The sequence below is a fragment of the uncultured Aquimarina sp. genome, from assembly GCF_947495315.1.
Taxonomy (GTDB): domain Bacteria; phylum Bacteroidota; class Bacteroidia; order Flavobacteriales; family Flavobacteriaceae; genus Aquimarina.
Window position 1 is genome coordinate 99,049 of sequence record NZ_CANLYD010000009.1, and the last position, 24,946, is coordinate 123,994.

Genomic DNA, 24,946 nt, shown 5'->3' on the forward strand with positions numbered 1-24,946 from the left:
TTATCCATTGTTGATTTCTTCCAGAAAACGATGATATGCATAGTCAAATCGTTGCATTTCTTCTTGATCTAACCATTGGATATTGGTCTTGATATGTGCTGGGGTCTCCTCGCGTATCGTTAATGCAATAAATTTCTTAAAATCTTCATCCTGATATTGCGCTATCCATGCTGGCAGTGCGAAAGTTAGTTGTAATGAATACGGATCTTTTGGATCCACAGTCGACATCCATCTTCCGGTGGTTTCTTCTTCTATAAAAGGCACTGCAATTTCGAACCCTTCTTCAGATATGGAAACTATGCTATGTTCCCCATTATAATTTTTGGTTCCGGTAATTTCTATCTTATCTCCTACTTGTAAGGTATGTTTTCCTATGTTGCAAAATATATGATCCGATGTTGTAGAAGACGTTTCAATACTATTAATACAAACAGATTGTAGGTAATATCGAATATCGGGTGTACGCTGAAATAAACCTCCGGTTTCTGATTCTTGAAAAGGCGCTTCAATTTCAAAAAAATCCTCTCCGATTGCTAATACTATATACGTCCCTTCGAATTGTGCATTGCCGGTGATGCGTATTTCTTCTCCAGGTTCTAAGGTATGATCTTTGGCGATGCATCGTGTAAATTCTTCTGTGATGGCGACTTCGAATCTTTCGATTTGTAATGGAATATACGTTGCGGTAAACGAATAAGGATATTTTTTTCTAGGTCGTAACAAGATATGTTCTACCATATGCATTCCAGCAGTATTAGCATCACCTAAGTTTCTACGGCTATAGTCCTCGATCCCTATTTTTAATGCAATTCGCTTTTCTAATCCCGAAATGTTTCGAGTATCCCAAAAGTCTTTTGTGGTATCATATGCCTTTGCTCTACAGGCACTCACCACAGGATATTCTTTAAGAAATCGGGCTTTATCCTTGATTAACTTTTTATCCGTACTAGACTCATTATCCGTAAGATCTTTTAATACCATACCATAGCCTGTAAATTTCTCTGCAAATCGTGCCAACAAATGGTTTTGAAACTTATTTTTTCGTAATAATCCGGCATTAGCATCGTTGGTCATTTCGCTCAGATATGCCTCATAGTTTTCTTTACTACCAATCACTTCGGATGCTCCGGGAACGCATTCCAGAAGGGATTGATTCCAATAGGTTCTGGTATCTTCTCCATCAAAACTCATCAGTTTTTTAAAGTGCGCTAACTGCGAAAAATAATTGGCCAATGTCTGTTCAAAAAACAACAAATACCCACTTAACTGCTTTGCCTGTGCTTTTCTTTCGGGAGTAGCTGAATCCGGGAGTCCTATTTCGCCAATCCCATAATTAGCAGGGAACTGATTTTGTATCGAATCATAGTTTTCTAGTTGCTGTGCTTGAGTTTCTGGCATGATCATATCCAGTTCTTTACCTGATACAGCTCTGGAAACACTTTCAACTCTTTTTTGATTGTATAGTGTTTTTATTCTTTCTGTATCGATGCCTACGGCAAGTCCTTTAGAGGTAAATGATAGTTGTGATAAGGTACCTTCGATATCCAAAATTGGAGTTTTGGAAGTATCCAATGGTAACAACCAATTTTTTACTGTATTGGTTCCCGTAGCCAGTGCGATTTTGTCAATCGCTAATACTTCGGTTTGATCCATGATTTCTTTAATCACATCAGAAGTCTGGAGCTCTTCTTTTCGATAGTTTTGTAATAGGTCCTGATCATCGATAAAACCGTTTAACAATCTTGGCCCGTCAAAAATTTCATCAGTACTTTTTCCTTTTTCTAACTGTTGTTGTAAGGTATAGAAAGGAATACGAGGTGAAAAATGAGTTCCTACACGATACAAAATATTAGCTACCATCTCATTGACATCATCTACCGTATCTGCAATTTCGATAACACCATGTAATCGGATTCCCTGCGTATCTAATAATTTTATTTCTTCGAAATCCTCACAAATCGTACGACATCCGTAGAGCCTTTCTTTTACATCCTTAATTATTGTACTCCCAGGGATATCAAACAACCCATCTTTTTCTATAAAAACTCGGTACAATCCTATTGGTGTACTATCCGCTTCTGAGATCTCACCAACTCTTTTTTGGGTTACTTTTTCGATCCAGGCATTTTTGACCCCATCCACATCAATCGCTACTTTACGAATATCCAATACCGTTACTGGATTTGTGGTTAAAATGGTAGCGGGACTATACAGGTTTTCATAAGTGCTGGTGGTATCACTACCTATGATATCCTGAATATCATAGTCCATCCGATACGCCAGATCGGTAATAGCATAACAAACTTGTTCTAAGATGGTAATCCCGGGATCGTGGATATTATGATCGGTCCAGGTATCTCCTGCCATTTTTTGTATTAGTTGCATTCCTTCTGCACGTAGAAATTCATAGCTTAATGCGGAATCCTGTGGTACTTCTCTGGGTATTGTTATAGATGTTTCCATTTTCATTTTTTTAGAGTGTATATTTAAATGAGTGCTTTTAATAGCATTCCACTGAAACCCGAACTATGATTATCTCCCCTAGTATCTAATTGCTCTACATGTACCTTATCATTTGCTTCAAGCATTGTGATCACCGTCCTTGAATTACTATGATTTTTACTCCCAACAGTCAACTCAGAACGTTCTTTTTTTTCTTCCCCTGAAGATCCATTCACATAGCCTGTACCATTTAAACGAAGATGCCATCTTCCTCCTGTATCCGTATTCCTCCTCACGTTCATAATAAACACGTACATTCCCCTTACTGGTGCAACAAAATGAGTAAAATCTTTAAAATGATCTCCAATGTTGTAGTTTATTTGTTTAAATTCAAGTACACTTTTATCTCCTCCAATATTACTATCTTTTAACGAAGCAGAAAATGCAACGATATAGTCCTTTGTAGTTTGCATATGGCCTTTAATGGTAAGTCCCCCTTCTGCAAAAATCTCAACTTTTCTTGATGATGAATCTTGATCCGAAGACATTCCTATAATTCGTAGCGCATTGGTATCATGTGCAGTAATCTTTCCGGAAAACTCTGATTTACCTGCATTGGGCCCTCCAAACAAAATACTTCTGGAGGTAATATGCATCGCCTCATCAGGATTTGATGATTTTCCTGTTCCCGTTATGGATAATGGAGCTAGTGGGTTTTTACTCCCGATGCCTATTTTACCCTGATCGGTATTAAAATGAAAAGCAACCTCTTCATCCGTTGTTCCTACATTTTTTATAAAAAAGTTGTCCTTTGTCGAAAGAAATGCATCACCAGAATGGCGATAAAGTGCTCCATCTTCATTGATATGCGCTGTATCTGATCGGCCAAAAATAATTCCGCTGGGCAATTCTAATCTACCCTCTTTTTTCATGACTATTTTTTTGGATGCATTTTTGGGCGAAAAAAACATCAGACTATCTTGCCCTTGTTGTAAACCTATTTCCCAGTGTTCTGAATTCGCTGTATTTTCTAGTGATAGACGTGCTGAAGTAGCATCGCCCTGCCCGGTGTTGGTGATTCTTAGTTCTGTGTTTTCGCCACTAACCTGTATGTTTGTCTTTGGATCTTTGGTTCCTATCCCTACTTTACCCAGAAAGAAGTTAGGTTTTTCTATCGATCCACTAAGCTGAATATTAGTTGAACTACTACTATTTCGCAGTGACAGTATTCCATCACCTTTTTGCTGAGAAACATCAAAAATAGTAGCTCGTTCATTAGTAATATCAACGACTGATAGTAATGAAGGTATATTTTTACTTTCTATAGTAAACTTAGATGCGGGTTCTAAGGTTCCTATACCAACATTGCCTTCTCCTGATTTTATAAACAAGCGACTTTGACCGGTAGCATCTTTGATGTTCAATCCCGATTGGTTACTCGTAGGTTCTGCCGGATTTACCCGGGGATTTAAATTAATAGACCATTGCGGATTATCATCGCTTAAATTTTCATATATATCCAGCACCTCTTGTGTACCTACAGTCTCTCCTTCTGCTTGTACAGATAGCGGATTGCCCTGTACTTTGGCAATACCATCCTCTGCCTGGTTAAGCCCTGCTTCTATAAAATCAGCAAATTCTTCTTGTGTAGGTTTGTCATTGATCTTAAAATATGATTTGAGCTCTGTTCGGTTTTTCTTATTGATTTCCACAATGTATATCTATTTTGATTTATGACTATTTGATTGCCAGGGATCTGATTTTATATTTTTTTAGTGTCACTATAACTTCATGATATATGCCAAAACAAAGTAAGGAGGGCGGTTTTCGTGAGGTTGATTTCCTCCGGTTTTGTTTGTAGTAAATGAATGTTTGTGTTTACCAGCAGATTTGGTTTTAGTATTTAATGTGCCATGTGTTTCCCCGTCCATAGTAATTGTTTTAAGACCATTACCGCTATCATTTCCTGAAGCTGGGTGCGATATGTTATGTACGTGATCTCCAATTTCTGAAGTGTTTCCTGTATGATTGTGGGCAGGCATTTGACTTGCGTTAAGTGTTATTTCATCCTTTCCTCCTATTTTACCCACTTGGTATTCTGGATTTTCTTTATCGAATCCAACAATGAATCTACCTGATAAATCAGGGGTTCCCTGGACTCCATTACATAAAGCCCATCCTGTGGGGATGTTTACTATATTTCCTGACCACATAACGATGACACCTTTGGGCATCCGAGTATCTACATAGTTCTTTACGGCCATTTGCGTAGGAATTTTTTCGTGACTTGCTTCTTCTTTATCCAGGTCTACACTCGAAGAAATATTATCTGCCTTTAAGTTTTTTATGGTAATATCACCTTCTACCAATAAAGCTCCCTTTATAGTAACCCCTTCTTTTTTTGAAACCTCAAAAATTGTAGTACGATTGTTTGTAGTATCAGTTACCGATAATAATGAAGGTATATTTTTCCCTTCTATGGCAAGTTTAGAAGTTGGTTCCAAGGTTCCAACACCTACATTACCTTCTCCTGATTTGATAAATAATCTACTTTGCCCGGTTGCATCTTTAATATTGATTCCGGGTTGATTGCTTGTCGGTTCATCAGAATTTACTCTGGGATTGAGGTTAATAGACCATTGCGGATTGTCATCTGCAAAACTTTCATATAGATCTAGTACCTCTTGCGTACCTACCCGCTCTCCTTCAGTCTGTATGGATATGGGATTTCCCTGCACTTTCGCTATACCGTCCTCTATCTGATTTAATCCGGCTTCTATAAAATCGGCAAACTCCTCTTGCGTAGGTTTGTCATTGATCTTAAAATATTCTTTGAGTTCTGTTCGGTTTTTCTTATTGATTTCCATCAGGTTATTTTTTTATTCTTTCTATTTTTTTATCAATTATCCATTGTTTTAAAGTTGATAAAACAAGTCTAATTTAATTTTTGACTTTTCTTCAAAATATCTTCGGCAGCACTTCGACACCTGTCCGCTATGGAGGAAGCTTAATGTGACAACTCAGACTAAGACGAGCGTTTTCTATTTTTACCTATTTAATAATTTTATCGAACTATAAAATCTTTATTGATTTCCATATAGTTAATACCTTCAAAACTATCTTCTTCAAATTCACCTTCATTCACTACGTACACCTCGTGTATTTGCGCAGCAACCATGATCATATTAGGTTTGGAGGGGATGACTATTGATTTTCCGTCATTGAGACTCCGCACATCGGTAAAGGTCTCTCCGTCTTCACTCTGAAATAACTTCAGATTAGCTACATAATCGATATAGGGTCTTTCTGCAATAAAATTGATAATTACACTGGCATGAAGTGATCCTCCGATCTGTATATCTCTATCTTCACCATACGCCCATGGCGACATAAAGCGCTTGATTTCTTCTATCAACTTATTTTTATAAAAACCTTCATCATATCCTTCATAAAATTTTACAATGCACTCGGTAGATATTTGCAGATATAAAGGATTGGTTACCGATATATCCGCATAGGTAGGTGCCTGCATTTGTACATATTTCTCAATCTGAAATAGCGTATTTGCTGCTACCTTTGGTGCAAATGGATCAAAAGGTAATTTTCCCTTGATATCAGGTACTACAATCACATCTACTCCTCCTGTTCTATCTTTTGCCGGAAGACACTTAGCCTTATATATCTGAGGAAACCGATTCAATATTACATGTTCATAATCCCACATCGTAAGCGTCCTGTTTTTATGTCTTAGCCGTTCACTAACACGTTTGTATAGCGCATTCCCTTTTTCGGCTGGTTTTCCTTTGCTAGAAGTAAAGGGTTGTGTAATCTTGGCGACTTCAGGAATGGGATTGAGTACTTCTGTAATGGTATCGATGGGTAAAGGATTTTCGAAATGTGTGGGATCTACTTCTACAGTAGAAAGTGTAGCACTTACTACCTGACTTCTAATATCAATAGTATCCGATATACCATTTATATCTTTAAAAGCACCTATTTTAATCCAATGTAAATCGTTAGGCATTAAGGTACCACCAGTAGTGGCATCTGCAGGTATTTTTATTTTTACAATCCCTGTATTTACCAATCCATTAGTTGTATCTTCTAAGATCCCCGAAGGTGTAATTATCTCCCATTCATTATTCCGTATATAACTCCACTGCAACTCAGGTTTTTGAATATCTGGATCAGCACTCCCTTCTGCCATCTGAAATAAAACAGATAGTATCTGTGGCGTTTTTAATTGATCGATCCCCAAATACAACGAACCTTCATTTGTATAAACAGGTATTAGATTTGCCTCATTTCCTGGTGCCAAAAGATCATATCCGAACGGATGTATATGAAAAATATTATTAGCAGTTTTTGCAGACTGCGTATTTGCCGTTATATCCACACAGGCGGTATACGAAACCCCTAGTTTTTTTAGCTTAGGTTGATATGGCAAATTAATTCGTAGGTTTTTTATTTCTTCTTTTCCGGATAATGCTTGCTTTGTAAATAAGGTATTATATGCCGTATGCTGAAAGTTTACGGGTGTTAGTTCTATTCTAAAATATCGATCCCAGGATACTACCTCCTCTTCATCCATCTCGATGTCAAAACGCTCTTTATATTCATAATCCGGACTTGTTTCTTGCATTCTAAAAGGTACATCCGTAATCGAAATGGTGCCTTCTTTTGTAAACAATGAGAAACCTTCTGATACTTTATCTCCTTCAGGATTTTCTATCATAGTAGATAGTAAGACTTCTGCATTGTGATCATGAAAAAATACATCCGCTTTAAAATCACCATCATCTTCAATAATTGCAGCATTTGTTGCAAGTCGTTGTTCTATCAGTTCAGAAAGCTCTTCTTCGCTAAGTGCTGCAAGTTCTTCTTCTGTATGATTAGCCTGTATTAACCAGTAATTCTTATAATATTCTGTAAGGGATTTGGGTTGTTGTACCCATTCCATCTCCAGATGTAAGTCTTTTACTCTTTTCTGAGCTATTTCTTCATTTGCGATATAGAAACTGCTTCCTATTTCGGGCTGGAACCCAAAGGGCTCAAAAGGTTTTTTGGTATCAATAGTATTTTGATCGTTTTGTAAGATACTTTGTTGCATTCCCTGCACATCTACCCGTATATGTGCTTTTTGTAATCCAAGGTTTATTAAATGTTCATAATTACTTCGATAGCGTTCTCCTCCTTTTTCTTCTTCTAAAAAATGATGTAGTGTACACACCAGTGTTGGATGCTCTGATGCTACTAAAGAAGAAGATTCTGATCCAAAAGGTGCGACTGGTGGATCATTATCCTGAAGTTGTATTGCTATTTTTAAGGCATTAAGATATACCTGATCCGGTGCATATTTTTGTGCTTTATCGACATTCTCATCAATCAATCCTACTTCTTCAACCTCTAGTATCGAAGTATCCTTAATCCCTATGATTTTATATATTTTTTGAGTGGTATCTACAATGTATTTACCAACATCTGTGATATCAAAGCTTTGATTATCGATGCTAGTAATCGTAGTGTCATTTACTATAATATCTAAAGGAATTTCTGAAGTTGCCCCTACATAATCTCCTAAAGAATAACTTACTTTATTGGGTGTAAACCACTGTTCATTACTACTAAGGTAGGTCTGAAAGGGATCGTTTTTATCAAAAATCGACTGTAAGCTTTCTATAGTACGATTTTCTTGTCCCAAATCTAGTAGTATTTCAATAGTACGTTTACCATCTTGGAGCAGTAAGGTGGGAGAACTTATAGCAAAACCAATCTCAGATGGTTTTAGGGAATGATTGGATATAGAAGATTCTCTATTACCAAACGTCTTAAATCGCTTACTTTCTTCTTCTTCTTCATATTTGCTAAAAACAAATTCTTTGGCATCCGCTGTTGCATAAATATCTGATAACTTTTCTATGCTAGGCGGAAAAATAGAGATCGATCGTATCTGGCGCTCAGCGAATTCTAGAATACGATATACTTTATCCTTATCTTCTTCAGAAGCCTTAGCATCTGCTTGAGTTTGCATGATATGTATAAAATCAAGTTCCGTTAATTGCAGGTCTACTATTACATATTCTAACGCTCTTTCAGCTTTTTCATCTGTAGTCTGTATGTCTTCGAATACCTGCTCTAACAAAGCTTTTTCTCCATTATATAAGGGCAATGTATCTCCGGGAGTTGGATTTCCATATACTTTTCTCATCATTACGTCAAATCCTTCAACATCGTGCAATTCTCTAAGATTTTGTTCTCTTTGATGTATGATTTTTTTCTTATGAGCCTTTTCCAAATGCTCATATACAGGCAGCCAATCTGTAGGGATGCCATCCTTTTCTTCTTGATGTTTTAGAAAAATAAGATCAAAATCATTTCTTTTTAAAAATAGCTCTTGTGTTACATAGGAAATCGCAGCTGCATCCTCTTTTTTTACTGCTTCATTCAGCTCAAAAATATCTCCAATCTGGTTCCCTGGAAAGTCCGGAAGGGCATCTCCTGGATTTGGGTGTCCCAAGGCCATTTCTATCATATCAACAAAGGCCGCATCCTTAGTTTTCCCTCGTTCCTGATGTGTCTCTTGGATCGTAAGAAATTGCTTTGTTACAAAAACATTTTTAAGTTGTGTGATTTGAGCCTTGCTAATTACTGTATCTTCATTAGTGATGTATTGCAATTGATTACCCGAAGCGTCTTCTCCGGCCTCTAATACAGTTCCCTTGTTTACTTCTAGGTATTCGGTATTCTCTTCTAACTCTAATAATACATTGACCACATCAGGCACTGCTTCTTTTGTGCTCAATCCAAGACGTTCTCTAAAATAAAAATCAAGATGTCTTTCTGTAAGTCCATTCATTTTGGATTTCACGTGATTTAATAACTTTAAGAAAGTCATAAATAGTGCTACGTGAGGTTTGGATAGTTTAGCTTTCTTTTCTGAATCATTATAAAAACGTTCAGGATTTTCTACATATGCAGCTAATAGATCAGCCCAACGTTTTTGTTGAATCCTTCTTCCTTCCGGAGAATTTTGGTTAAATGTTTGCGGATCGTCAATTAAAAAAGACTCCCAAGTAGTAGTAGGCCTGTTTTGTGTATCAAAAAATTGAAGCTCTTTGGCTATACGCTGTGCTTCGGTAATCAGTTCTTCAATACTACGATCTTCTATCGCTACATATTCAGGACGAATCGCATCTGTATTGCGATCTTGCTGACTGGTTCCATCTCTAAGAAGTATATTATTTGAATTTTGAATGTGAGTCATTGTTTCTACTACTTTACTAGGTTTAAGTGGCCATTATTTTTGTATTTGCTGGTATTAATTGTCCTTGTCCCGGATACATAGGTACGGGATCCGGTGCATTGGTGGGAGGTGGTTGTTTTGCCTGAGCTGTAACTTTGAATTCTGCTATAAATACACTTCCTTTTAAAATGATGCTTTTACTACCACTTTTACTTTTTTGTGTTAATTGATCTGGACCTAATTTTTTAATGGTTAAGGTTCCTTTACCTGGTATCACAAAGGGAGGTGCCACATAGGAACAATTGGCAACTTCTACTTTGGATTCATCACCATCTACACAAACCTTTTTTCCTTTAATGGTTGTCTTACCGGAAGCTATCATTTTTCCGGGTTGTACACTTACCAAGGCACTCCCAAATACCGGAAGGAAATTGACCTGATCACCATCTATAATTATTGCATCCATTTTTTTTTGTAATTTCTTTTTAAAGATCAAATGCCACAGTAGAAGCTTCATTAACATAGAATGGATATACCAGATTAAAGCGATTATTGGTGCTTCTAACTATATAATCGATCGATATATGCACAATCCCTCTCTCCAGATCTATATCCGCTACTGTAACTTCTTCTGCCTGAATTCTTGGTTCATACAATAACAAGGCCTTGGATACCATATTACTCAACTCACTTGCAAATCGTTCATCTAATTCTTCGAATAAAAACTGAGTAAGATCACATCCAAAATCAGGGTGCATCATCCGCTCATTTAAAGAAGTAGACAATAAAATCTGAAGACTTTGTTTGATATCTTCTTCTCCTGCTGTAAATCCAACATCTGCACCACCTCCTGAAAAAGAAGGAGGGAACGCCCAACCATTTCCTAAAAACTTATTGTCCATCTTCTACTGATATTTTGGATGAATCACTATTTGCCATCTGGCTATTATCCTCGTAGGATTTTAATTGCGAAGCTCCTTGTTGTTGTATTTTCTCAATGAGTCCTGCTACCTTGATATATGGCTGTTGCCCAAGTCCGGCGAGTATTGTATTGGTTTCTGAGACTGTTAATTCGAGTTGTATATTATTTTTATCCATATGTATGCTTATATTAAATCCACCTTTTTCCCTTTGATCTTCACTTTCCCTTTAGCATTGATACTAAGATCTCCCTTAGCATCTATCATAAAATCTTTAGCACTCATCAGCTTGATACCATCTTTGCCTAACTCTATTATATTTCCGTGAGCATCTTCTAGATTAATCTTCTTTTCTTTCTGATTGATACAAATGGTCTGTTCATTTGCGTGGTCTGCGTCTTCTGTAGATAAGGTTACGGTCTCTTTTTCTTCATCAAAAAGCAATTGAAAATTAGACTTGGTAAAAATCCCTTTATAGGTGTTTTTCTTCTTTACAGTATTTGGCACTTTATTACTATGCATTGCGCCCAATACAATCGCTTGTCTAGGGTCATCATTTAAGAAACCTATCACCACACGATCTCCTTTTTCTGGAGGAAAGAAGATTCCATGATCTACTCCCGCATCCAACGAAGTAAACATCGCCAGTACCTCAGTCGGTTTTCCTTCTTGATGAAATGCTGGTATGTGTACCTGAACCCTGAATCCATGATCTGCATCTTCGATATGACCTATAACAGTACCAACCTGCAAACCATTTACACCTGGAAGCAATCCGGCTGCTTGTGTTTCTATAATATCCGATTGAGCGCTAAACCAGTTTGCATCCATACCAATTTGTAGATAGGTATACCAGCCTGAACCCATAACGAATGTATTACGAACACCTGTGATGATGTGATTTCCGTTAAATCGACTTACATTTTCAATTTTTATCGTCTGTCCTACCTTGAGCTTTCCATTTCCATCAATTCTAATGGTTCCCCGTACTGCAGAAAGTCTGGATTTTATAAGCTGCGCATCTGACCAAGATTGAAGTTCAAAAGGATCTGTGGGTACCGGATGAATCAATTGTGCTTCTGTAGCCCCCACTACTTTAGATAGCATCGGTAGGTCATATCCTATACTTCCTAACGTTTGTTCTTCGGCTTTTTTAGGAAGACTTAATGCTAATTGTTTTTTCTTGGTGTCTAAACCAAAAGTATGTACTTTCTCATATTGCCCCTGACTACTCAATTTTAAATCAAAATGTGCCAAATCGATACCAAAGGTTAAGGTAAGATCCGGATTTTTGATATTAGGTGTTTTCACAGATAGTTCCCCATGGTCAACTGCTACTAACTGCCCATTAGCTTCTGCTCTTGATACCATAAAATCCCAATCCGAAACATAGTATTGCACCATCTGCGGATGTGTATACGATGTATTCTCAATTTCTTTTGCTTTTAGACCTTTGTATTTGCTAATCAGATCTTTTATGATCTTACTGTCTGTAAGACCTTTATAGACCCCGTTTTTTCGTAAGCTAGTCATTTTAATACAAGGATCGCAAAGCTCTATGGTTAGCTCAGATTGATGTTGAGATCTTTCTATTTCCTGATTAATCACAATACCTTCAAAAATCTTTTCTTCAGTAGTGTTTTTTCCTTCATATCGCATAAAGATTTCTATCAGAGATCCCGGTAAAAAAGCATCTCCATCAAGTGTTTCGAACTTTTGTTTCGCTATACAACCATCATATAGTTTGAGTTCGGCCATTGGTATTTTATTGAACTCTTTATTAGTATCTAAAGACATCAATTGATACGTTCCCAACTGAAGGGTTTTCCCATTGCTTTTGATGGTATTTGTTACTACTGTTGATGCCATATTTTATTTTTCAATTGGAGGAAAATAAATTTCTTGTCCTGGTGTAAGATTCCTAAAACTCTTAAGCTTATTAACACGCGCTACTAATGGATAATACATAGGCGAACCATATATATCCTGACACATTAATGGCAATTGATCACCCGCTTTTACTATTCGATAATGTGTTAAATCAGGAGATTGTAAATCTAATTTTGCTAATTGTTCATCAAGCGCATCATCTTCTATAAAGGAAACATTTAACTCTGCTCGCAATGGATCACCGCTTCTAGCAAACATGGTGTAATTAATATCCAAATCATTGAGCCTACAATTAAAATCAAGTGTTTGTCCCCAACTAAGTTTCAGAAAAGGAGGTTCATGGATTTTACCTTTAATTTTTACAATGTTTGTTAAAAAACCATCAATCCGCTCTGTTACATTGGTTTGAGAACCTGATAATACTCTAAATGCTGTTTCTGCTCCGTATTGATGTACATTGGTTCCATCAAAAATCAACTTCATTCTTACCGTAGATCGTGCACTATTGGTAAACTTAACTGTATCCTCGTTTTGAGGATTACTTGGCTGTTTAGTATACTTATTCGTAAAACTTCGTCGTACAGATTCTGGGTTAAACATCACCTCGAACTCCTTACCTGAATCTTTTCTTTCCTTCTTATCATAAGAAGTAATCTTGAGCTTTTGGAGTTTAAAAGACCGTACTTTTTTATTGTTGAAACTTGCCATGTTATCGTCGGTTTTTATTTTTCAGCACCTTTAGTACTTGGTCTACACATTCTTGTATCATACTATTTTTATCCAGTTCATACCCTTCTGAACTAGTTGTTTCTTCCGTATTTACCTCATCGGATACAATCGCTTTAATTACAATCTCTCTAATTTCTACAGCCATTTTTATATTCTTAAAATTTTGAAATTAGAATATGCTAATTCCATCGTATCAATTATTACCGAATTCGATTGTGCATCCAGATCAGAGACAGACCATTTTACAGGATATGCCTTTTGAAAAACCCATCCTCCAACTGGTATTCCACTTTCATTAAATACGGTCACTAATACATTAGAAGGAGCAAACGTAAATGAATTGAATGCTGCCGTAAACTCCAGATTTAATGGCGAAGGGATTGGACTTGCTACGAATCCTCGTTCTAAAACCAGATTGTTATAATTCATCATTTTTGGTACGCGATGCATATGTAGGTTTTCTCCACCTTCATTAATAGTTTCTAACTGCACATCTGTGCTGATACCGCTGACCTTTTGAAACCTAAGATCAATAGGATTGGGAACTATCCCACCTGCCAAAAAAAACACGCCAAATCTGTGCGATAATGTGGGTTCTCTGTCTGCAAAATTTATTGCTTTTAAAACATCTAACATATACGAATTATTAAGTGTGTTTTATTCTTAAATCATGAGCTATCAAATTCAGACTTTCGAAGGCTATTTCACTCGCACTTGCACTGAATGATGGTGCATCTAATTTGAAAGGTAATGCTCGAGAAACCTCCCAAATTACGATGCCCATCCCAGTTTCATCACATAGTTCTATTCTGATATCTTTTTTTTCTCCAGACTTGATCCAGTCATACAGATCACTGCGACGCTTGACGATCCCTCTTTTTAGTGTGATATTAATCGGTTTTCGTTGACCTCGAATCAAATGATCCCCTACAGCCCAGCTAAAACCGTGTCTGTACAATACATGATCATGATCAATTTCTAATCCTGAAATCTCTGCAAAAGACATGATTTCAATCCCATTGATTGTTACCTGATAATTATAAACAGGTAAGGGATACTTTTCTATAATTCTTTGTTTGTCAACTGCCACAATTTGCTATCTTTTAGATATACATCAACCCTACACCTTTCTGAGTTGGTCTAGTATGAAATTAGAATACTACTTGTTTTACTATTTTGCTACGAATTACTTTAGCGACTATGCTTCTTCCATTGTGACTCTAGATGCCATTAGATCCATAGATTCTATAGCGACATCGTTAGAATTAGCATCGAAAGAAGGTGCTGTAAGTTTGGTAGGAAAAGCATCGATGACCTTCCAGCTTACCACTGTACTACCAGTTTCGTCTAAGAGATGTACTATAATATCTCTTTTATCTACTTGATTAAGCTGAATATCATTGATCCAATCATAAAAAATAGGAATACTTTTTCCTTTTACCAATCCCTTTTTCATAGAAATATTTACAGGTTGTATCTGCCCAGGCATATACATAATATTAGGCCCTACTTTACCACCTGTCGCAAAACTTTCTTTGTAAGTGAATGTTTCGAAAGATAATTCTAGCCCTGATACCTCAGAGAAACTAATTGACTCTCCATTAATATCTACCCTATAATTATAAATAGGTAATGGATAATCTGTTTTTATTTGTGCTTTTGTTAACGCCATTTTTTTTATTTTTTATATGATTATATATCTCTTCTCTATAGATTAGGCCTCCTGTAGTTTGTGGGAGAATTTTAAAATGATAAACTCAGCAGGACGTACTGCGGCAAGTCCTATTTCTGCGATCATTCTTCCATTGAGAATATCTTCTTGTGTCATGGTTTTGCCTAATCCGATATTTACAAAATAGGCTTGTTCTTCTGTGGCTCCTGCCAGACCACCTTGCTGCCATATTCCGTATAGGAAACTTTCGATCATTGCTTTTACTTTTAACCAAGTTACCGCATCATTGGATTCGAAAACAGCAAACTGAGATGCTTTTTTGGTAGATTCCTCGATCATGTTGAACAATCTTCTAACCGATACATATCGCCATTCGTTATCATTCCCGTCCAGCGTACGAGCTCCCCATACCAAGGTTCCTTTACCTACAAAACCGCGGATAGCATTGATGGATTTACCATTATCGGAATCTACATTCAATCGTTCCTGATCTTTAGACGTTATTTTCTTTACAGGTCCTATTACTGCATTTAGACTAACATTTGCTGGTGCTTTCCATACGCCTCTTTCTCTATCCGTAGTTGCATAGGCACCTGCTACTGCCGCACTAGGAGGTAAGATGATCCGTTGTTTTGATACTTCGCTTACTACTCTATTGTATAATTCGGATTGAGACCCTTTAATATCAGATAATCTTAAAGACGCTCCATCTCCACCAGTTGTTGTCAGATTACGACTTCCCGTAAAGGACTCTACAGTGGCTGTTCCATCTAATACAATAATGTCAAAATCACCTTTATCATCGAATGTATTCCAGGCATCTACCACTTCGTTGGCTGATATACCCTCTCCTACATTAGTAATCGTTAAAGTGGTTCCAGTATTATTAAAAGAGGGTGTTCCAGCTGATCCTTTGTTAATCGTTGCTTTTGGTTCATCCTGCGCAGATCCATTGTATATTATTTTGATAGCTTCTTCAACCTTTAACTGAATGGTTTCTTGTCCTGAAGAACCAGAAATGATAACACTCTCTTCTTGATATTTGTACGTAAGTGACGTTTGCAAATACGGTGTATATGCCGCTCCATATTTTAGATGATTAGTTCCAATTCCATTTCTAAAAGATGCAACTCCTTCATTCTCATTTTGGATATCAAAAATGCAAAACCTATCTTTTAATTCCTGGCACTGACTTAAAGCCATTTGGCATACCTCATGATAATCAACATCCTCTAGTTTGGTGGCTTCGCCCAACATAATCAAGGTAGGTTCATCTTCTTTACTCAATACTTCTAAACCTTCTAAAAAAGATGCTTTGTTAGGTTCGTCTTGATAACTTCCTACAGATATTACATAACAATCTCCTCCTCCATTTTTAAAATATAAATCTATTGCATGATATAAAGTATGTTGTGGAGCTGTGACCTCAACATTTTCTATAACTTCTTCATTTACATTGACCTTAAAAGATGCTGGCTGAGCACCTCCAAAAGCCTCTTTGAATTCCAACAATGTGGATATTCTATAGGCCACGTTTTTGATACTTTCACCGTTTTTTTCGGTTTTCTCAGTATATCCAATAAAAGCAGGTACTGCTGTGGAAACTTCTGCTACAGATTGTGGTAATAGAGGTACTTCCTCCGTATACACATCTGGTGTTAAAAATCTAGACATTTGTTTAAAGTTTTAAATATTTATAATTAGCACTCCCGAAAATCGATGTAATTCTTTCGGTATGCTGTTCTTACTTAATTTTAATTATTTGAACCCCGTTTTGTTCTTTTTTGGGATTAGGTAAATGGTTAATAAGCACATCACCATTTTTGATCAGTTTGATATTTTTTATAGGTTTATTACTATGGGGAACCAAATCTTTAGATTCAAAAGCCTTTATTTGGCTATTGGGGAAATTTAATCGTATGGAAGTTACAATCTGATCTGTGCTATTTTCGTCAATGATCATTTCATTAAAACTGATTTGCTTGTCTCTCGGTTCTAATGTTATAACCGGATCTTCAGAATTAGAAATAAAATAATACTTCCATTTTATAGCCGTAGGAGTAAACTGAACCTGGTATGTAAATAACGTACCATCGCCCTCTGAATTCATTTCACTTCCTTTAATTTCTACTTTTGCCAGCGCAGGAAATCTCTGATAAGCCCCTTCCTGTTCAATTTCGCTAGTAACTAACTCAAGTTGATTTTCACGTAATTTTTCATTGGTAAAAAACATCATTCCGCCTTCTTTTACTTCAGACATATCCGTGAATTCACGAACCGTATCCGAGGTAGGAAAAACATAAAAAGCAAATACATCATTCTGGATCTTTTCGAAAAAACCTTTGTTTTCTTCATCAGTTCCAACAAGGCAACGTATTCCTCTGGTCGTTTTTTTAAGAAGCAATCCTCGTTTTTTTAAAAGCTCCTCTGTTTCTAATATCGGAGTGAGTACCAAATCGGCTGTTCCTCCTGAAAAATAGGAGTGTTCTATCGTAATAGAAAAGAATTCTTGATACTTCATGATCTTGTTTTTATCTCAGCTTTATAAGCTATTTCTTATGCTTGTTATGCTTGGTTAATTATATTATTTTCTTCCTCCTCCTCAGGATCCAGAATTTCTGGAAGAGGATATTTTTCGCCAACTGCCAGATTGATCTCTTGCAGGGGAGTTCCAACAAACTCTATACTTTGTTCATCTATAAATGATAGCAGACGGACTCTATATAACACAGAGGGTAAATAGGAAGTATTTAAAGAATGCCATACTTGATTCTGTTCTTCTAAGGGAAGTGAAACTAGTTCTACAACCAATTTCTCTATACTTTCTTCAGAAAGTTGTGGGGAATTAAGTGGATTAAAAACCCTGTTCACCTGAAAAAATTTAATCACGTGGGATAGAAATTTAAGTGCCTGATCATATTTACTAAACTTAGACACAAAAAGAACCAAAAGCTCTATTCTTATTTCGGGATTGGTTTGCGTTCTGATTCCATTTCTTACGATACCAGAATACTGATCAGCATTTCTGAATTTTCTGTCCTCAGAAATATTAATTAAAAATGGTGTGATTTTATCATTAGTAAAGGAAACAGGGTCATTACTAGTGGTACTAATAAACTCTATTAAATTAGACTCTGTAGTACCAACTACATTTTTAAAATATTCATTGAGTTTATCTTTCAAAACGCTTAATACAACATCAACCATAATACAGCTCTTATAACTTATTGATTTTAATAACTCAAAATTACAGTAGAACGTCGCATAGGGGTTAGTAAAAGTCCGGCAAATCCTTAAAGATTTCCGACAAAATAGTAGCACAAAATCGTCAAACTATGACATTTCCGACAAAATAGAGGCAAACCGATTAATCATGATGTATTTTCCCTCATAAAAAAGGGAAAAAACAACACAACATTTTTTTAATATACTATATAATATGGGAAGATGTTTGTTTTGTTTACTTACAATAAAGACCTAAAGCCATTGTCTAAATAGAGTTTAATTTCTTGTCATTATTTAAAGTATATACAAATAAAACTCCTTTCGAATTTTTATCAATTAATAAAGACGGTCATAATCCTTTTTATAAAAAAAAGTAGCTGTTTGGCAAAACAGCTACTTTTCAAAACAATCAATAATGAAAGCATTACTAGCAGAAAACTATAAAGGGCGATTTATAGTTCTCGTACTAACCCAAACTCTTATATAACTTTACTTTTCTTTTATCTAATTGATCTTTAAGGTCTCTTATGGTATTATTTATCGCATTTTCAAAACTGTTTTCGTCAGAAGAAGCGTAAATTCTAGGTCCGGGAAGACTGAGTCTAATTCCACAAATATTACCTTTTTTGAAATCATTATGTTCCTTATTAAAAAAGATGTCAGCTCTAATAATAAATGCGTATTTTTTTGCGAGTTTTAGTAGTTTTTCTGCTGTAAAAGTCTCTAAATATTTACTTGCTTCAATGCTTTTATATTCGAAAACTGTTTTCATACTTCTTTAACTTAAAGGTTAATCATTATTTACTTTTAAAATTTTTAGATCGTCTATTAAATGACTAAACGTCCACGCAATCTTTTATCTATTTTACGTTTTTTCTCAGTAATCATTTTCATGAGATTCATAAGGTCAGGATCTTTGCTTTTCTTATATATTTCATTGATGCTTAATACCAATGATTTTGCTTCTCTAGACGCAGAAACTCGATCGCTTGTACTCATATTATTCATACTTCTCTGGTGAAATTCTCTCGCTTTTTTTAATAACTCCATAAGAATACATTTTAGTGAAACATTAAATTTTACTTCGTTGTTATTCTGAAATCAAGTAACACATCAAAATCAATAATAGTTTTTACTTTGTAGTCGTTACACTACTTGTTTTTTACTAACAACACCATAAAAATATGTATTACTTTTCATATATTTTTATTTATATTTGTAATCATAAACATTAAGATTATTTATGAACTATACGTTGCATCAGCTACAGATCTTTCTTAAAATAGTAGAAAAAGAAAGTATTACTAAAGCTTCCGAAGAGTTACATTTAACACAACCTGCTGTATCCATACAACTCAAAAACTTTCAGGATCAATTTCCTATCCCTCTTACAGAGGTTATTGGCAGAAAGTTATATGTCACTGATTTTGGAAAAGAAATCGCTCTTGCTGCTCAGAAAATTATAGATGAAGTAAATCAAATCAGTTATAAAACCAAGGCTTACCAGGGGCAATTGTCTGGTATTTTAAAAATTTCTGTTGTTTCTACAGGAAAATATATTATCCCTTATTTCTTGTCTGATTTTATGAAATTGCACGAAGGAGTGGATTTGGTTCTTGATGTTACAAATAAACAAAGAGTAATAAACAGTCTGGAAGAAAACACAGTTGATTTTTCGCTAGTTTCCGTATTACCTAATAATATGCAAATTGAGAAAACAAAACTCATGGAAAACCGATTATATTTGGTAGGTAGTACTTCGGAAAAATTTACTAAGAAAAAGTATAATAAATCTATTTTTTCTGAACTCCCTTTGATTTATAGAGAACCTGGATCAGGAACAAGGCACACCATGGAGAAATATATTGAAAAGAACGATTTACCTGTTAGAAAAAAAATGGAGCTTACCTCTAATGAGGCAGTAAAACAAGCTGTTATTGCAGGGCTAGGATATTCTATTATGCCTCTCATTGGAATCCGAAATGATTTAGAGGCTGGGCGTTTACAAATCATTCCAGTACAGGGTTTTCCTATTAAATCCATCTGGAATCTCATCTGGTTAAAAAACAAAAAGTTTTCTCTTGTTGCAGAAGCTTTTCTAAAATATGTAGAAGAAAAAAAGGATGAAATAATAAAAGATAAGTTTCATTTTTTTGACGAATGAAAGACATTTTAACACAATTATAATTTTGGTTAAAACGTCTAGTTAAGAAAAAATAACACATAACAAATATTTATAATTATCATCATAAATATAAATAATAATATATAGTAAATTATATTGATTTTTGCATAAAAAGGGAATTAGCCTAATTAGGAATTTAGTACCATTATTATGAAAAAGGACAATATCAATATTGTATTACTAAAAAAAGATCTTCGTTTACAAGACAATCAAATACTCTATGAAGCAATTTGTTCCAAAGATCAAACACTTTTGTTATATACCTTAGAAAATAACACTAGTGAGGGCTTTAATCATTCTAAAAGGCAAATAGATTTTATTAAAGAATCTTTATTAAACTTAAACAGTATTCTTAAACTATATGATACAAGAATATTAATAGTACAGTCAGATGCTACCAAAGCTATTAGTATTTTACAACAATTTTGGAATATAAAAACAATATATTTTCATAAAGATTATGACACTCCTTTTTTAACTCAACAATATCGAATGTTATATCGATTTTGTAAAAATAATCTAATTCAAAAAATAGAAATAGATCCATATAAGGATTTAAATTTTGATAAAAATAATATAGAATTTAATGAGTATTTTAATACCAAATCGATCCCTTTTATTCCAACAAAGGATAGTTTTATTACTTTGCAGAAAGTACAGGATTTAGAAAAGTTTTTTTCAACTGTAGAGCTTACGGTATATAAGAATTCTTCTATATTAAAAGGAGGGCCATCTTCTGCACAAAATAATTTAAGAAACTTATCCAGGTCAGACAAAAATGAGATTAACATTCAAGAATTAATTTATAAATTATCTCCATTTATATCTTGGGGCAATATTTCTTTAAGACAAGTATGGCAATATCTCAGTGAAGAAACTGATCAAATAGTAAGTTTAGAAAAATTTCTACACACTATAAGGTGGAATATTCATTATATACAACACAACGAATTTCTTAAATATTCTAATAAGATCGACACTTATAAAAATTCTAATAATAATTTACTATCCCAAAATGCCTGGGAAAAAGGCATGACTGGATACCCTATAATAGATGCTATAATGCGTTGTCTCCAAAAAAATGGGAACATCAACTATAAAATGCGAATGTTAACTGTTTTATTCTATAAACAATACTTATTGTTGCCTTGGAGTGATGCTGTAGAGTTCCTATCCAAAAATCTATTAGATAGTAGCCCTGGAATTCAATTCAATTATTTTGAAACATTAAATAAAAATAACACTCAAAACAAAAGAAGTATTTTGTTTAATATAATTAAACATAGTAAAGATATAGATCCTAAAGGAATTTTTATCAGAAATTATATACCTGAATTAAGAAATATCCCTGATGAATTTATTTATAAACCTCATAAAATGATAATAACTATTCAGAAATTTCATCAAACAATAATAGGAAAAGATTATCCAAAACCTATTGTTAGAAATATTATTAATGATAAGATACAGCTATATAACCTTGAGAATTATCTAAGTCTGACAAAAAACTAAAGAATGACTAAAGCATTTATTTCTAGGTATGAGTTATATGAATTGTGTATCAAAAAATACTATGTATTGCCTAAAATTTAAGCAATACATAGTATGAAATAATCTTTATTGTTTTTTTGTCAACGTATTACAAGTTATATGTGGAAACTTTACAATAGTTCCGTTAATCGGAATATTCATCAAAATCGTTTGATTATATGATAATTGTGTAAATTCTCCTCCTTGCGAAAATGCCTGTAACCAATAGTTAGCGCTATAGTCTACTACATTCGCCTTTTGTTTTTCGAATGGTATGTTAGTAACTGAACCCTTAGCTAAAGGATTTTCAGTATCGACTCCCCACTGAATATATTGAACACAAGGATTAGCCGTAACTCCATCTTGCAATGGTTGATTAGGATTATTGTTTAAAGCAGGAAATGGATTCCCTATGTTTTGTGTAGTATAAGGAGTTGTGTCGATTCCTGCTGGAATTACATCTTGTGAATAGGCACTTATATTTAAAGGACCGTTATTCAGATAGGAATTAGGATATCCTTTAATACCTCCTTGAGCGAGGATAGAATTACCGTGAGGTACTGAAATTTGTTTCGCGACATTCGTCAATACAGATTGTTCAGGAATAGGTCCGGAATGAGGCACTACTGGCTTAGTTCCATAAGGTCCTTCAGCCTCTGTTCCTGTTACCAAAAATAACCAGGAACCATTTTCCGCATGAACAAGTTTATCCTTATCTGGTTCATCAGCAAAATAAATACGTTGCTCATAAAAAAGCACATTTGCATTTTGATTATAATCACCTCCTCTATTGGGGGCATTTCCATTAATTGGAGAGAATGTGATTTCTTCGTAATATTTAAAGTTCTTAAGAATATATTTCGCCGGTACGGAAGCAACAGGTAAAGGCATAATATTATAAGAATATGGTGATGCCGTTCCTCCGCTACTTGTCGATCCCAAATTTTGGTTTGTCCAGGTTCCTATAAGATTACTAAGTGGTCCCAAACCATCAATATTAGGTGCCGGATTGGTTTGCTTTGGTTCATTTATAAGTGTATCAGGAAAAACAGGTGGCGTTACCCGTGATACAGTTGTTGTATTTTTTTCAGACATGATTATATGTTTTAAAAGTTAAAATGTTGTTTGTTTGATGATGTTGATAACTAATTATCCCCAATGTCCTCTGGAAACTCTCAAAGGGGTTTTTGTTTTGGCAGCATCCTTTGTTTCAACAAGGCTTTTACAAGGAGTATTATCCATTGGCTTAATAACACCTTTAGATATTTTACTCAATGCTAAATCAGAAGATCTTAATGATCCATTTACCCAACCTTGCATATCAGAAATAGCTTCATTACACATATAAAATCCAGGTAATGGATTCGAGAGATATTCGATGGTTTTTTTATCATCCACATTCAGCTGCCATTGATGGTATGCATGTTCAAAATCATCTTCTCCGTTCCATAAACGATAACTGGTAAAAATAGGCTCAGGAATATTAGTGACCCCAAATAATAATCCCATTTGTTTCCTTGCTTCAGCCACTACAGCTTGTGACGCTGGGAAAACGGTTTGCGATTTCATTTCATTATATTTTTCCTGCAATGGCGAAGTGAATTTTGGACCCACATTTTGTAGCCCTTTCCAGAAATTAGTATTGTTAAAATCACAGTATAAGGTCAAGGCGGCTGGTTCTTCACCACTAATAAGGGAAACCGTTCCCTTTTTATGATCCACGTCCAAATCTTCTACAGAATAGAATGGATATATAGAATTTATTGGTAAATCCGTAAAATTAGGTCCGAATTCTATTTTTGGTCTTCCTGTAGATTTGGTATACCACCAAGCTTCTCTGAAATAGAAATTAATCTTCATCAGATTCATTCCTAAGACCCCATTAATACTTTCCCACAATCTCATTCCATCATGTTTCTTATTTGTTGTATAAAGCGCTGGAGATTTAGTATAAAGTGATTTAAATCCGGTAGCTGCAATCGCAGATATTATTTGTTTTGCTTTTATCTTTTTGTATTCACCACACGGAATATTTGGTTTGGAATTTTGCCCTTCGGGAGCTTCGGTAAGATGTATGGTAAAATCATTCTCTTCTCCTTGGATGCTATCTATATTGGTACTGAGATAAATGTTTACTTTTCCTTCCAATTCTTTTTTAATAGTATCTGGTAGCGTACTAAAACCATATTTAAAGGTATAATATGTTGGATCTTTTGGAAAGTCGGCCAGAATCTGCCAAGCATCACCAGCGTTTGGCAATGACTTAAAAGGCCCTGCAAATCCAATAGTATTAGTGAGCATTTCTATACATTCTTCAGAATATCCCATATCCCGTAATAATCCCCATAATTGCCATTCATTAATAGGAATTCCTTTCCATGTAAAATGTAATCTGAATTTTTGCCAATATTCTGGGGTCTGATCCTCATCCAAAATAATATCATTTGCTTCCAAAATTCTATTGTAAGCATTCGTTACAATCTGTACAGGACTTAATCCAATCTCTTCTGGACTTAAATCATATAATTGACTCCAGATCATATTTCCTCCAGCATTAGCTTCTGCCAATGAAAAACTATGTCCTCTAATACAAAATCTATTGGTGTCATCTGTACTTGACATTGGAAAAGGCACAATCTCATCACATATATTTAATGCGCCATTAAGAGTCATTAATTCTTCCATATTATAATTGAAACGCATACCTCCTTGCTCTTCCTTCACCCAATCAATCTGTACCTGATCATAAAAATTACGGATTCCATTTTCATCAGAAGCTTTATGATTTCCACGAATAGGAATTAAATCCGATTGTAGTCTACCTCCAGTTCGATTTAGACGTTCATATATCGCAATTTTTTTTCCTGAGTAAGTAGGATCATTGATCAATCGATATGCGCAATAAAGACCAGAAATACCTGCTCCAATAATCGCAATGTCCACATCATCATGATCTGAAATTTCATTAAATTTTAAGATAGTCATGTTATTTAGTATTTAAAAGTTGTGAATTCTAAGCCGGGGATTTTCCCAAAGTTCTATCATTATTTAAAAGAAAAAAAGCGTATAAACACCTGTTTTTTTGACTTACAAAAAAGCACTTTCAATTT

The 24,946-nt window shown here is 34.9% G+C and carries 22 protein-coding genes; 2 read left to right on the forward strand and 20 right to left on the reverse strand.

All coding sequences use genetic code 11. From position 1 onward, the window contains the following. The 18 genes from Q0910_RS16360 to Q0910_RS16445 all read right to left on the reverse strand — a co-directional run bounded on the left by Q0910_RS16360 (position 1) and on the right by Q0910_RS16445 (position 19,171). Positions 1-2,463: a hypothetical protein gene (locus Q0910_RS16360; protein WP_299218747.1), complete on the reverse strand. Its 2,463-nt coding sequence runs from the start codon at positions 2,461-2,463 to the stop codon at positions 1-3. Positions 2,464-2,486: 23 nt separating this feature from the next. Further along, positions 2,487-4,154, reverse strand: a complete 1,668-nt coding sequence (locus Q0910_RS16365; RefSeq protein WP_299218749.1) for a hypothetical protein — start codon at positions 4,152-4,154, stop codon at positions 2,487-2,489. Between the two features lie 69 nt (positions 4,155-4,223). Continuing rightward, on the reverse strand, positions 4,224-5,309 hold the full coding sequence (locus tag Q0910_RS16370; protein WP_299218751.1) for a hypothetical protein: 1,086 nt from the start codon (positions 5,307-5,309) through the stop codon (positions 4,224-4,226). 197 nt (positions 5,310-5,506) lie between these two features. After that, entirely contained in the window at positions 5,507-9,706 is a 4,200-nt protein-coding gene (locus Q0910_RS16375) for a baseplate J/gp47 family protein (RefSeq protein WP_299218753.1), read from the reverse strand. Between the two features lie 22 nt (positions 9,707-9,728). Then, entirely contained in the window at positions 9,729-10,151 is a 423-nt protein-coding gene (locus Q0910_RS16380) for a hypothetical protein (RefSeq protein ID WP_299218755.1), read from the reverse strand. 19 nt (positions 10,152-10,170) lie between these two features. Beyond that, on the reverse strand, positions 10,171-10,587 hold the full coding sequence (locus tag Q0910_RS16385; RefSeq protein WP_299218758.1) for a GPW/gp25 family protein: 417 nt from the start codon (positions 10,585-10,587) through the stop codon (positions 10,171-10,173). After that, positions 10,577-10,783 carry a hypothetical protein gene (locus Q0910_RS16390; RefSeq protein WP_299218760.1) on the reverse strand — a complete coding sequence of 69 codons (207 nt, stop codon included), beginning with the start codon at positions 10,781-10,783 and terminating at the stop codon, positions 10,577-10,579. Before Q0910_RS16390 ends, Q0910_RS16385 begins: the two co-directional genes overlap by 11 nt. 8 nt (positions 10,784-10,791) lie before the next feature. Then, on the reverse strand, positions 10,792-12,474 hold the full coding sequence (locus tag Q0910_RS16395) for a phage baseplate assembly protein V (protein WP_299218761.1): 1,683 nt from the start codon (positions 12,472-12,474) through the stop codon (positions 10,792-10,794). 3 nt (positions 12,475-12,477) lie between these two features. Beyond that, the gene (locus tag Q0910_RS16400) at positions 12,478-13,203 is read right to left on the reverse strand and encodes a hypothetical protein (RefSeq protein WP_299218763.1); all 726 of its coding nucleotides are present in this window, start codon (positions 13,201-13,203) and stop codon (positions 12,478-12,480) included. Position 13,204: 1 nt separating this feature from the next. Next, on the reverse strand, positions 13,205-13,369 hold the full coding sequence (locus Q0910_RS16405) for a DUF5908 family protein (RefSeq protein ID WP_299218765.1): 165 nt from the start codon (positions 13,367-13,369) through the stop codon (positions 13,205-13,207). A 2-nt stretch (positions 13,370-13,371) separates the two neighbouring features. Continuing rightward, entirely contained in the window at positions 13,372-13,860 is a 489-nt protein-coding gene (locus Q0910_RS16410; RefSeq protein ID WP_299218767.1) for a phage tail protein, read from the reverse strand. A gap of 10 nt (positions 13,861-13,870) precedes the next feature. Continuing rightward, positions 13,871-14,314: a phage tail protein gene (locus tag Q0910_RS16415; RefSeq protein ID WP_299218769.1), complete on the reverse strand. Its 444-nt coding sequence runs from the start codon at positions 14,312-14,314 to the stop codon at positions 13,871-13,873. A gap of 108 nt (positions 14,315-14,422) precedes the next feature. Next, positions 14,423-14,896, reverse strand: a complete 474-nt coding sequence (locus Q0910_RS16420) for a phage tail protein (RefSeq protein WP_299218772.1) — start codon at positions 14,894-14,896, stop codon at positions 14,423-14,425. Between the two features lie 42 nt (positions 14,897-14,938). Then, entirely contained in the window at positions 14,939-16,570 is a 1,632-nt protein-coding gene (locus Q0910_RS16425) for a phage tail sheath C-terminal domain-containing protein (RefSeq protein WP_299218774.1), read from the reverse strand. A gap of 70 nt (positions 16,571-16,640) precedes the next feature. Beyond that, a complete protein-coding gene (locus Q0910_RS16430; protein WP_299218776.1) occupies positions 16,641-17,417 on the reverse strand; it encodes a hypothetical protein in 777 nt (258 codons plus the stop codon). Between the two features lie 44 nt (positions 17,418-17,461). Continuing rightward, entirely contained in the window at positions 17,462-18,103 is a 642-nt protein-coding gene (locus Q0910_RS16435; protein WP_299218778.1) for a DUF4255 domain-containing protein, read from the reverse strand. Positions 18,104-18,587: 484 nt separating this feature from the next. Beyond that, positions 18,588-18,893: an HPF/RaiA family ribosome-associated protein gene (locus tag Q0910_RS16440; RefSeq protein ID WP_299218780.1), complete on the reverse strand. Its 306-nt coding sequence runs from the start codon at positions 18,891-18,893 to the stop codon at positions 18,588-18,590. 56 nt (positions 18,894-18,949) lie between these two features. Next, the gene (locus Q0910_RS16445) at positions 18,950-19,171 is read right to left on the reverse strand and encodes a hypothetical protein (protein ID WP_299218782.1); all 222 of its coding nucleotides are present in this window, start codon (positions 19,169-19,171) and stop codon (positions 18,950-18,952) included. A gap of 193 nt (positions 19,172-19,364) precedes the next feature. Here Q0910_RS16445 and Q0910_RS16450 point away from each other — a divergent pair, with 193 nt between their 5' ends. Further along, positions 19,365-20,285, forward strand: a complete 921-nt coding sequence (locus tag Q0910_RS16450) for a LysR family transcriptional regulator (protein ID WP_299218784.1) — start codon at positions 19,365-19,367, stop codon at positions 20,283-20,285. Between the two features lie 171 nt (positions 20,286-20,456). Further along, positions 20,457-21,818: an FAD-binding domain-containing protein gene (locus tag Q0910_RS16455; RefSeq protein ID WP_299218786.1), complete on the forward strand. Its 1,362-nt coding sequence runs from the start codon at positions 20,457-20,459 to the stop codon at positions 21,816-21,818. Positions 21,819-21,923: 105 nt separating this feature from the next. On the opposite strand, the gene Q0910_RS16460 is transcribed toward Q0910_RS16455, so the two are convergent. Further along, positions 21,924-22,931: a heme-binding protein gene (locus Q0910_RS16460; RefSeq protein ID WP_299218788.1), complete on the reverse strand. Its 1,008-nt coding sequence runs from the start codon at positions 22,929-22,931 to the stop codon at positions 21,924-21,926. 54 nt (positions 22,932-22,985) lie between these two features. Further along, on the reverse strand, positions 22,986-24,821 hold the full coding sequence (locus Q0910_RS16465; RefSeq protein ID WP_299218790.1) for an FAD/NAD(P)-binding protein: 1,836 nt from the start codon (positions 24,819-24,821) through the stop codon (positions 22,986-22,988). Positions 24,822-24,946 lie beyond the last annotated feature (125 nt).

Bases quoted from the DNA above. Each gene is read 5' to 3' on its own strand.
- Q0910_RS16360 (WP_299218747.1), bottom strand. From the start codon at position 2,463: ATGGAAACATCTATAACAATACCCAGAGAAGTACCACAGGATTCCGCA.
- Q0910_RS16370 (WP_299218751.1), bottom strand. From the start codon at position 5,309: ATGGAAATCAATAAGAAAAACCGAACAGAACTCAAAGAATATTTTAAG.
- Q0910_RS16375 (WP_299218753.1), bottom strand. From the start codon at position 9,706: ATGACTCACATTCAAAATTCAAATAATATACTTCTTAGAGATGGAACC.
- Q0910_RS16380 (WP_299218755.1), bottom strand. From the start codon at position 10,151: ATGGATGCAATAATTATAGATGGTGATCAGGTCAATTTCCTTCCGGTA.
- Q0910_RS16385 (WP_299218758.1), bottom strand. From the start codon at position 10,587: ATGGACAATAAGTTTTTAGGAAATGGTTGGGCGTTCCCTCCTTCTTTT.
- Q0910_RS16390 (WP_299218760.1), bottom strand. From the start codon at position 10,783: ATGGATAAAAATAATATACAACTCGAATTAACAGTCTCAGAAACCAAT.
- Q0910_RS16395 (WP_299218761.1), bottom strand. From the start codon at position 12,474: ATGGCATCAACAGTAGTAACAAATACCATCAAAAGCAATGGGAAAACC.
- Q0910_RS16400 (WP_299218763.1), bottom strand. From the start codon at position 13,203: ATGGCAAGTTTCAACAATAAAAAAGTACGGTCTTTTAAACTCCAAAAG.
- Q0910_RS16405 (WP_299218765.1), bottom strand. From the start codon at position 13,369: ATGGCTGTAGAAATTAGAGAGATTGTAATTAAAGCGATTGTATCCGAT.
- Q0910_RS16410 (WP_299218767.1), bottom strand. From the start codon at position 13,860: ATGTTAGATGTTTTAAAAGCAATAAATTTTGCAGACAGAGAACCCACA.
- Q0910_RS16420 (WP_299218772.1), bottom strand. From the start codon at position 14,896: ATGGCGTTAACAAAAGCACAAATAAAAACAGATTATCCATTACCTATT.
- Q0910_RS16425 (WP_299218774.1), bottom strand. From the start codon at position 16,570: ATGTCTAGATTTTTAACACCAGATGTGTATACGGAGGAAGTACCTCTA.
- Q0910_RS16430 (WP_299218776.1), bottom strand. From the start codon at position 17,417: ATGAAGTATCAAGAATTCTTTTCTATTACGATAGAACACTCCTATTTT.
- Q0910_RS16435 (WP_299218778.1), bottom strand. From the start codon at position 18,103: ATGGTTGATGTTGTATTAAGCGTTTTGAAAGATAAACTCAATGAATAT.
- Q0910_RS16440 (WP_299218780.1), bottom strand. From the start codon at position 18,893: ATGAAAACAGTTTTCGAATATAAAAGCATTGAAGCAAGTAAATATTTA.
- Q0910_RS16445 (WP_299218782.1), bottom strand. From the start codon at position 19,171: ATGGAGTTATTAAAAAAAGCGAGAGAATTTCACCAGAGAAGTATGAAT.
- Q0910_RS16450 (WP_299218784.1), top strand. From the start codon at position 19,365: ATGAACTATACGTTGCATCAGCTACAGATCTTTCTTAAAATAGTAGAA.
- Q0910_RS16455 (WP_299218786.1), top strand. From the start codon at position 20,457: ATGAAAAAGGACAATATCAATATTGTATTACTAAAAAAAGATCTTCGT.
- Q0910_RS16460 (WP_299218788.1), bottom strand. From the start codon at position 22,931: ATGTCTGAAAAAAATACAACAACTGTATCACGGGTAACGCCACCTGTT.
- Q0910_RS16465 (WP_299218790.1), bottom strand. From the start codon at position 24,821: ATGACTATCTTAAAATTTAATGAAATTTCAGATCATGATGATGTGGAC.